Source organism: Pseudoalteromonas sp. ESRF-bin5 (assembly GCF_002632075.1).
Lineage (GTDB): Bacteria > Pseudomonadota > Gammaproteobacteria > Enterobacterales > Alteromonadaceae > Pseudoalteromonas > Pseudoalteromonas marina.
Genome location: NZ_NTLW01000074.1, coordinates 1 through 7,326 on the forward strand (window position 1 = coordinate 1; position 7,326 = coordinate 7,326).

7 protein-coding genes and 1 pseudogene are annotated in these 7,326 nt (G+C 41.4%); 4 read left to right on the forward strand and 4 right to left on the reverse strand.

What is annotated here, in order from left to right:
* Nucleotides 1-969, forward strand: a pseudogene (locus BCG07_RS03210) (peptidase M14); the annotation flags it as partial.
* A 10-nt stretch (nucleotides 970-979) separates the two neighbouring features.
* Here the strand turns inward: BCG07_RS03210 and BCG07_RS03215 are convergent.
* Nucleotides 980-1,654, reverse strand: coding sequence for a ComF family protein (locus BCG07_RS03215; RefSeq protein WP_286888620.1), 675 nt, complete (start codon nucleotides 1,652-1,654; stop codon nucleotides 980-982).
* A gap of 74 nt (nucleotides 1,655-1,728) precedes the next feature.
* On the opposite strand from BCG07_RS03215, the gene bioH reads away from it, so the two are divergent.
* The 3 genes from bioH to BCG07_RS03230 all read left to right on the forward strand — a co-directional run bounded on the left by bioH (nucleotide 1,729) and on the right by BCG07_RS03230 (nucleotide 3,723).
* Complete coding sequence (gene bioH / locus BCG07_RS03220; RefSeq protein ID WP_286888622.1) at nucleotides 1,729-2,469, forward strand: pimeloyl-ACP methyl ester esterase BioH; 741 nt, start codon at nucleotides 1,729-1,731, stop codon at nucleotides 2,467-2,469.
* 89 nt (nucleotides 2,470-2,558) lie between these two features.
* Entirely contained in the window at nucleotides 2,559-2,867 is a 309-nt protein-coding gene (locus BCG07_RS03225) for a hypothetical protein (protein ID WP_006793799.1), read from the forward strand.
* A 4-nt stretch (nucleotides 2,868-2,871) separates the two neighbouring features.
* Complete coding sequence (locus tag BCG07_RS03230; protein ID WP_276754338.1) at nucleotides 2,872-3,723, forward strand: putative metalloprotease CJM1_0395 family protein; 852 nt, start codon at nucleotides 2,872-2,874, stop codon at nucleotides 3,721-3,723.
* A gap of 155 nt (nucleotides 3,724-3,878) precedes the next feature.
* Here the strand turns inward: BCG07_RS03230 and BCG07_RS03235 are convergent, their stop codons facing one another.
* The 3 genes from BCG07_RS03235 to BCG07_RS03245 form a co-directional block, all read right to left on the reverse strand.
* Nucleotides 3,879-6,203 carry a Tex family protein gene (locus BCG07_RS03235; protein ID WP_286888626.1) on the reverse strand — a complete coding sequence of 775 codons (2,325 nt, stop codon included), beginning with the start codon at nucleotides 6,201-6,203 and terminating at the stop codon, nucleotides 3,879-3,881.
* A 166-nt stretch (nucleotides 6,204-6,369) separates the two neighbouring features.
* Nucleotides 6,370-6,951 (reverse strand): CBS domain-containing protein, encoded by a 582-nt coding sequence (locus BCG07_RS03240; RefSeq protein ID WP_286888628.1) that lies wholly within the window; start codon nucleotides 6,949-6,951, stop codon nucleotides 6,370-6,372.
* A 47-nt stretch (nucleotides 6,952-6,998) separates the two neighbouring features.
* The coding region (locus BCG07_RS03245; RefSeq protein ID WP_286888630.1) for a hypothetical protein at nucleotides 6,999-7,326 on the reverse strand (328 nt) is incomplete at its 5' end.

A 7,326-nucleotide genomic window follows, 5' to 3' on the forward strand; every position in this document is an offset into this window, starting at 1 on the left:
CAAGGTATAAAAGCACGCGTGGCATTGAGCGCCTTAACGGCAAAATCGAGCGCGGGCGACATAAATTTTGAGCCAGGGAGTATTATTATTCCGGCTGGTTTACAAACACAACAAAACTGGATTACTTTGTTAAACACTGCGCAAAGTGAATTTGGTATTGCCATAAAACCTATTACAACAGGCTTAACCAGTAAAGGTGCTGATTTAGGTTCACGCTCTATGGCAGTTGTTAAAGCCCCCAAGGTTTTACTTATTGGCGGCCAAGGCACTAGCCAGTACGAAGTAGGTGAAGTGTGGTATTACCTAGATAGGTTTGTAGGTGTTGCACCCACAATTGTTGAAATGACGCGTTTAAGTTCACTTGAGCTCAGTGATTATAGCCATATTGTGTTGGCCCACGGCAATTACAATAGCTTAACAGATGCAGAAAAAGTAGCGATTAAAAGCTGGGTAAGAAAAGGCGGTGTTATTTGGGGCCACAAAGGCGGCGCTAAATTTTTAGTCGACCAGCAACTACTTAAAGCAAATTATTTATCGCGACAGGATTTAGCTGGTGCTTTCAAAACTGAAGGCTTAAGCTATGGCGATAAAGATCATCTAGCGGGGCGTCAGCGTATTGCTGGGGCTATTTTTAACACTAGTGTGGATTTAACGCACCCATTAACTTTCTCACTCACGCGCGACACCTTACCGGTATTTAAAAACAGTACATGGTTACTTGAAGCGTCAGATGCCCCTTTTGTAAATGTACTAACCTACACAAAACGCCCGTTGTTAGCTGGCTTTACTGACTCTGTAAATGTAGAACAAGTAGCTGAAGGCGCTGGTTTAATAGCACATTCGTACGGACGCGGCAGTGTTATTGCTATGACTGACAACCCCGTATTTAGAGGTTACTGGTATGGTACAAGTCGATTGCTTAGCAATGCACTGTTTTTAGGCCATACATTCCGCGCAAGTGGTCAGTAACATAAATTAACTAAATTGGCGTTAAACAGGTTGTGAATGCCCACACTTGTTTAGCGCCGGCTTTCTTTAAAGCCTGAGTTGCGGCATTTAATGTTGCGCCGGTTGTCATAATGTCATCAACAATAGCGACTGTTTTACCGCTCATATCTTCAGTACATATAAATGCATGGGTTAGATTTTTAATACGTTTTGCTTTAGTGAGCTGCGATTGCGCATGGGTTTTTTTATTACGAATAAGCGCATTATTTAAAACAACGCGAGAGCACAAACAAGGGTGCCATACTTGGCTTACTTGATTAAAACCTCGCTTTAAAAATCGGCTTTTATGCAAAGGTAAAATTATAAATAAATCAGGAGATTGCGTGCTGTATTTAAAAAACGCATTGAGCTGCCTGTGTACAACCTGCTGAAGTGCTTTTTTGTAATGTATTTGGTTACTAAATTTAAGTTGGGTTAGCCACTGCTCAAATGGAGGGCGGTAAAAAGCGCAAGCAAATAACCTGTCAAATTCGCAGTTAGGAAACATATCAACAATATCAGGTCGGTGAAGTAAATTTGGGTGTTTAGTTACATCTAGTAATGCTAAATCTTCTAAGCAATATTCGCATAAACCTAGGCTTGCACTTACAGGGCATTTGCACTGTACGCAATACGACGGGAACAGCCAGTTAAACAGACCTTTCATGAGATAGTGCCTTCCATTGCAATCATCTTTTTAAACGTTATTATGAGCCTAAGTTTGGTTAAGAATATGCAAATATGCAAAAAGAGTTAGTACTTTTACATGGTTGGGGAATGAATCAAGGCGTTTGGCAACTCATACAGCCAGAGCTTGAAAACTTATATACAGGAGAAGTGCGTAGTCTTGATTTGCCTGGGTTTGGTAATAGCGCAACCACATTACCAACCCCGTATAATTTGCATGATGCCGCTATGCAATTAAGCCAACAGTTAAAACCTCATTCTATTTTAATGGGGTGGTCTTTAGGTGGTTTGTTTGCTCTATACATTGCAAAACATTGGCCTGAAAAAGTATCGAAGGTTATTTTAGTCGCATCGACACCTTATTTTGCAGAGCATTGTAAATGGCCGGGAATTAGTGAAAAAGTACTAACTCAGTTTAAAGACCAATTGGTTAATCATAGAGAAAAAACCATTGAGCGCTTTTTGGCTATTCAGGCTATGGGAAGTGAGTCAGCGAGAGATGACATAAAGCAGCTTAAACAATTGCTAAATCAATATTCAGCACCTAACAGTGAGGCGTTAACCGCCGGTTTAGATATTTTACAAAATGATGATTTACGCGATTTATTTGCAACGTGTCCGGTAAAAATTATGGGTGTATTTGGTCGCTTAGATGCATTAGTGCCGTATAAAGCAATAGCTAAAATGTCAGTACTAAATGCTGAGTTTGAATACCAAGTAATAGATAAAGCATCTCATGCTCCGTTTATTTCTCACAAAAATGAGTTTTTATCTATCGTTAAATCAATGCTTTAAAAATGCGACGATAATTGCGTCCCGTAAAGCTTTATTTTGCGCACAAACTGAGCGATAATTAAACAATATTTAAGTGGTGGAGGTTTACCATGTCAATCGGATCTGTATTTAATAATGGTGTTGAAGGGTTTAACCGTGCAAGCCAAGGTATTGAAAAGGCCAGCGCAGAAATAAACCGTGCCAGTATAGAACAGCAAGATGATGCGCAACTTGCACAACAGCGACAGTTAGTTGCAGCAACGCCGGACGAAGCAGTAACAGCGCCGGTTGCTCAGCCAGCGCGTATTGACGAATCACTTGTTAACCTAAAAGTTGAAGAATTTAACGCTAAAGCTAATGCGCAAACAATTCAAACAGCTGATGACGTACTAGGTACGTTAGTCGACATAAAAGTGTAATTTAATGAATATTGTCACGCCATTTCCATCAATTAATATAAACACAGCCAATGTTTATACGGAAACCGCCCGTCGTGACAATCAACTGCGGGAAGTCATTCCTGCTCCTTCTGCAAATAGCGCAAGTAATACCGAAACCAAAGCGCAAAGCGATGCAGAAAAAGCCAAACTACCGGGTAATAATGAGGGTGCAACGTATAGTGCATCAGGTAAGTTAGCTGACGAAAAAGTGGTTCAAGCGCGCGACGATGAAAACGCCGAGAACCCAGAGGAGTCTGAAGAGCAAAAAGCGCAGCAACAAGAGTCTGAGCAAGAACAGCAAGTTTTAGAGCAAGAGCAGCAGCAAATAAAAGAGCTAAAAGCGCGCGATACTGAAGTGCGTATTCACGAACAAGCTCATGCTTCTGTAGGCGGTAAATATGCGGGTTCGCCAAGTTACGAATATCAACGTGGTCCTGACGGCACTAACTATGCAGTGGGCGGCGAGGTACAAATTGACGTTGCTGAAATTCCAGGTGATCCCCAAGCAACCATAGAAAAAATGCAAACGGTTAGAGCTGCAGCCCTAGCTCCAGCGGAGCCTTCGGGTGCTGATCGATCAATAGCGGCGGACGCGACTCAAAAGCTGGTAGCAGCTCAGGCTGAACTTGCAGCGCCTCAAAATGATGAAGACGACAGCGCTGAAAACAATAGCAAAGCGTCATTTACAAGCAGTGAAACTCAAGAAACTAAAACGGCAGAAAGTGAAGAGCAAACACGAGATGCAGACGTGGAAGCACGCGCAGGACGAATTGCTAATTTTTATCAAATGGCAACTTCGCCATCCACACAAAGTGGTTTTTCAGCAATCTCTTAGCAATAGCCTGAACTCCGAATATGAAACTCTCTTCAATAAATTGCTTTTAATGCTTACTGATTTGAATTAAAAAAACCGCTTTCGCGGTTTTTTTATTTTAAAGCGTAGAGCGCTTTCCAGTTTTTACTTAAAAGCTAAACAAGCTATATGGCCTACTATTTTTTTACTTTGGCATTCGCAAATGCATCGGCAAACGCGTTACCCATAACCGCATTACCGTTATCACGTTTAGGTTTAGCAGCTTTTGGTTGCGCATTGTTAGTGCGCGGCTGTTGTTTTTGTGCAGCAGGGGCTGGCTTGTTGCTGGTGTCTATTTCGTCGTTTAAACGCATGGTAAAGCTAATACGTTTACGCGAAGCATCAACCTCCACTACTTTAACTTTTACAATGTCGCCCGCTTTAACTACTTCGCGAGGATCAGATATAAACTTATTCGTAATCGCCGAAATATGCACTAACCCATCTTGGTGAACACCTACATCTACAAACGCACCAAAGTTAGCAACATTCGATACAACACCTTCTAAAATCATACCTGGTTTTAGGTCACTTATTTTCTCTACACCTGCTTTAAACTCAGCCGTTTTAAACTCTGGACGTGGATCGCGACCCGGCTTATCAAGCTCAGTAATAATATCGGTAACCGTAGGTAAACCAAATTTTTCGTTGGTGTAGTCGTTAGCAACGAGCTTGTTTAAAAATTCGCTGTTACCAATTAATGTGGTTACTTCTGCGTTGTTTTTTTCGCAAATTTGCTTAACAACAGGGTAGGCTTCAGGGTGAACTGATGAGTTATCAAGTGGGTCGCTGCCATTGTTAATTCGTAAGAAACCAGCAGCTTGTTCAAATGCTTTTGGCCCTAAGCGTTCTACTTTTTTTAGCTCACTACGTTTTGCAAATGATCCATTGGAATCGCGGTAATTTACAATGTTTTGCGCTAAGGTTTTGTTTAATCCTGATACGCGTGTAAGTAAAGGAACCGACGCCATATTTAAATCAACACCTACCGAGTTTACACAGTCTTCAACAACAGCTGTAAGTGTTTGTCCGAGTTGGCTTTGCGACACATCGTGTTGATATTGGCCTACACCAATTGATTTTGGCTCTATTTTAACAAGCTCAGCAAGCGGATCCTGCAAGCGACGTGCAATCGATACCGCGCCACGTAATGACACATCTAAGTCAGGAAATTCGTTAGCTGCAAATTCAGATGCTGAGTAAACCGACGCGCCAGCTTCGCTCACCATAATTTTATTAAGTTTTAACTCGGTATTTGCTTTCATAAGCTCAGCAACCAATTTGTCTGACTCGCGCGACGCTGTACCGTTACCAATGGCAATAAGTTCTACTTTGTGTTGGCGGCAAAGTTGCTCTAGTGTACGCAGCGATTTATCCCAATGGTTTTGCGGGGCATGAGGGAAAATAGTTTGCGTAGTTAGCAGTTTGCCTGTGCTGTCTACAACAGCAATTTTGCAACCGGTACGTAAACCGGGATCAAGACCAAGTGTTGTGCGTGGACCTGCAGGTGCCGCCATTAGTAAGTCTTTTAAGTTTTTAGCAAATACATCAATAGCGCCTGCTTCTGCTTTTTCGCGCATGGCTGCAAAAAATTCGTTTTCTAGGTGTAAACCTAGCTTAATTTTCCAAGCCCATTGCACCACGCTTAAAAGCCAAGTACTCGCTGCTTGGTCGGTAATATTTAAGCGGTAGTGCTGTGCAATCATATTTGCACAAAGTTGAGCAGGGTTTTCAGAACTTGGTTCAGGGTTTACATTTAATTGGAGTATGCCTTCGTTGCGAGCTCGCAGCATAGCTAATGCACGATGAGAAGGAACTTTAGTAAGTAGCTCCTGATGATCGAAGTAATCGCGATATTTAGTGCCCGCTTGTTCTTGACCTTTAATTACTGTGCTTTGTATTGCACCGTTTTGGCTTATGTGACTTCTTAATTTAGCGAGTAATTTTGCATCTTCGGCAAAACGCTCCATTAAAATAAATTTAGCACCATCAAGCACGGCTTTTGTGTCATCAAAGCCTTTATCAGCATTAATGTACTGCTCAGCGTGTTGCTCAGGATTTAAACTCGCGTCGGTAAATAACGCATCGGCTAGGGGCTCTATGCCTGCTTCTATAGCTATTTGGCCTTTGGTGCGGCGTTTTGCTTTATATGGAAGATATAAATCTTCGAGTTCTGTTTTACTTTGCGCGCTAGTGATATCGGCTTTGAGCTCTGCGGTGAGCTTCTTTTGAGATTCGATAGTCGACAAAATAAAGCTACGGCGCTCTTCAAGTTCTCGAAGGTAAGATAAACGCTGCTCTAGTAAGCGCAATTGAGTGTCATCTAAACCGCCGGTGACTTCTTTTCTGTAGCGGGCAATAAAGGGAACAGTTGCGCCTTCATCAAGTAATTTTGTTGCAGCAACAACTTGTTGTTGTTGTGCATTTAGCTCACTGGCTAAACGTGCAGAGATATCGCTCATGCAAAAACCTTTTTAAACAAAAAATAAGACCAGAAATAAATATCTGGGTCGGCTAATTGCTTGAATAATATCACATGAAGTTGTAATAAAAAGCTCTTAAAGCAAGCTATTTAACTTGCTTTAAGACGGTTGCTTTGGTTGAGATAGTTAAGTGTTAAAACAACCTCTAATGAGGGTGGTCTACGCTTTCTAGTACGTCGCTAAACGAATTGGCAATTGGGCTAATATGCAGTGGAATATGTAATGTTTTAGCAATTTGGCGAGCTGAAATTAATCCACATATTTCGTTATTGGCTGTTGTTACTAATAAAAACATCGCCCCTTGATGCTCCATTGTTTGTAAAGCATCGCCCACACAGGCATAACTTAAGCTTTGCATGCTGACACCCATTAGCTGGTTTATTGGGGTCATTACATGGCGAAGGCTCACTTCATTTCGCGGTGTATTTAAACGTTGAGCAATAATAGTAATTTTAGCGCTTTGTAAATCAGCACTAGAAACAATACCTATTAGCTTGTGGTCGTCATCCATCACTAATACAAAGTCAGACTGCTGGCTGCTCGTTTTTTTAAGGGCCTCAGCGATTGTTGCTTCGTGCTGAGCTCGAACAGGTGTTTTTTGCGTAAAGTTATTTACCATTTTTAAAGCGGGTGAGGCCAAATCGATTAACGGTTGATTGTCAGCAAATGGTTTTGCAATAACCCCATGAGAGATATTTTGGGTACGTAATTCTTTAAAGTTAGACATAATATCCACCTATTAGTTAAAAATTTAATTAAATTGAAAGTAATAAATTAAATAACAGGGGGTCCACGTTGGTACGCAGTGCTAAACGGTCTGCTAAAAGATGAACTCTTGTAAAAAGAGTGAGCGCCTTTAGGGAGTGGTTGAGCTGCCTTAAGGGAAGTGACATCAACAAATGAATCTTCGTCAAAGTCAGGAGTTGCCTGATCGGGAATATCTAAGGCAATTAAATTATTTAAAACGGTTGGGTGTTCAAGGTTGGTGTTTTGGTTGCTGGCATGCAAAGTCAAACTCACACTCATAAAAAGTGCAAACAATACGGCATTACTAAATATGCGCTGTACTACGTTTGACATAACCATTACAACCTTTGCTAAT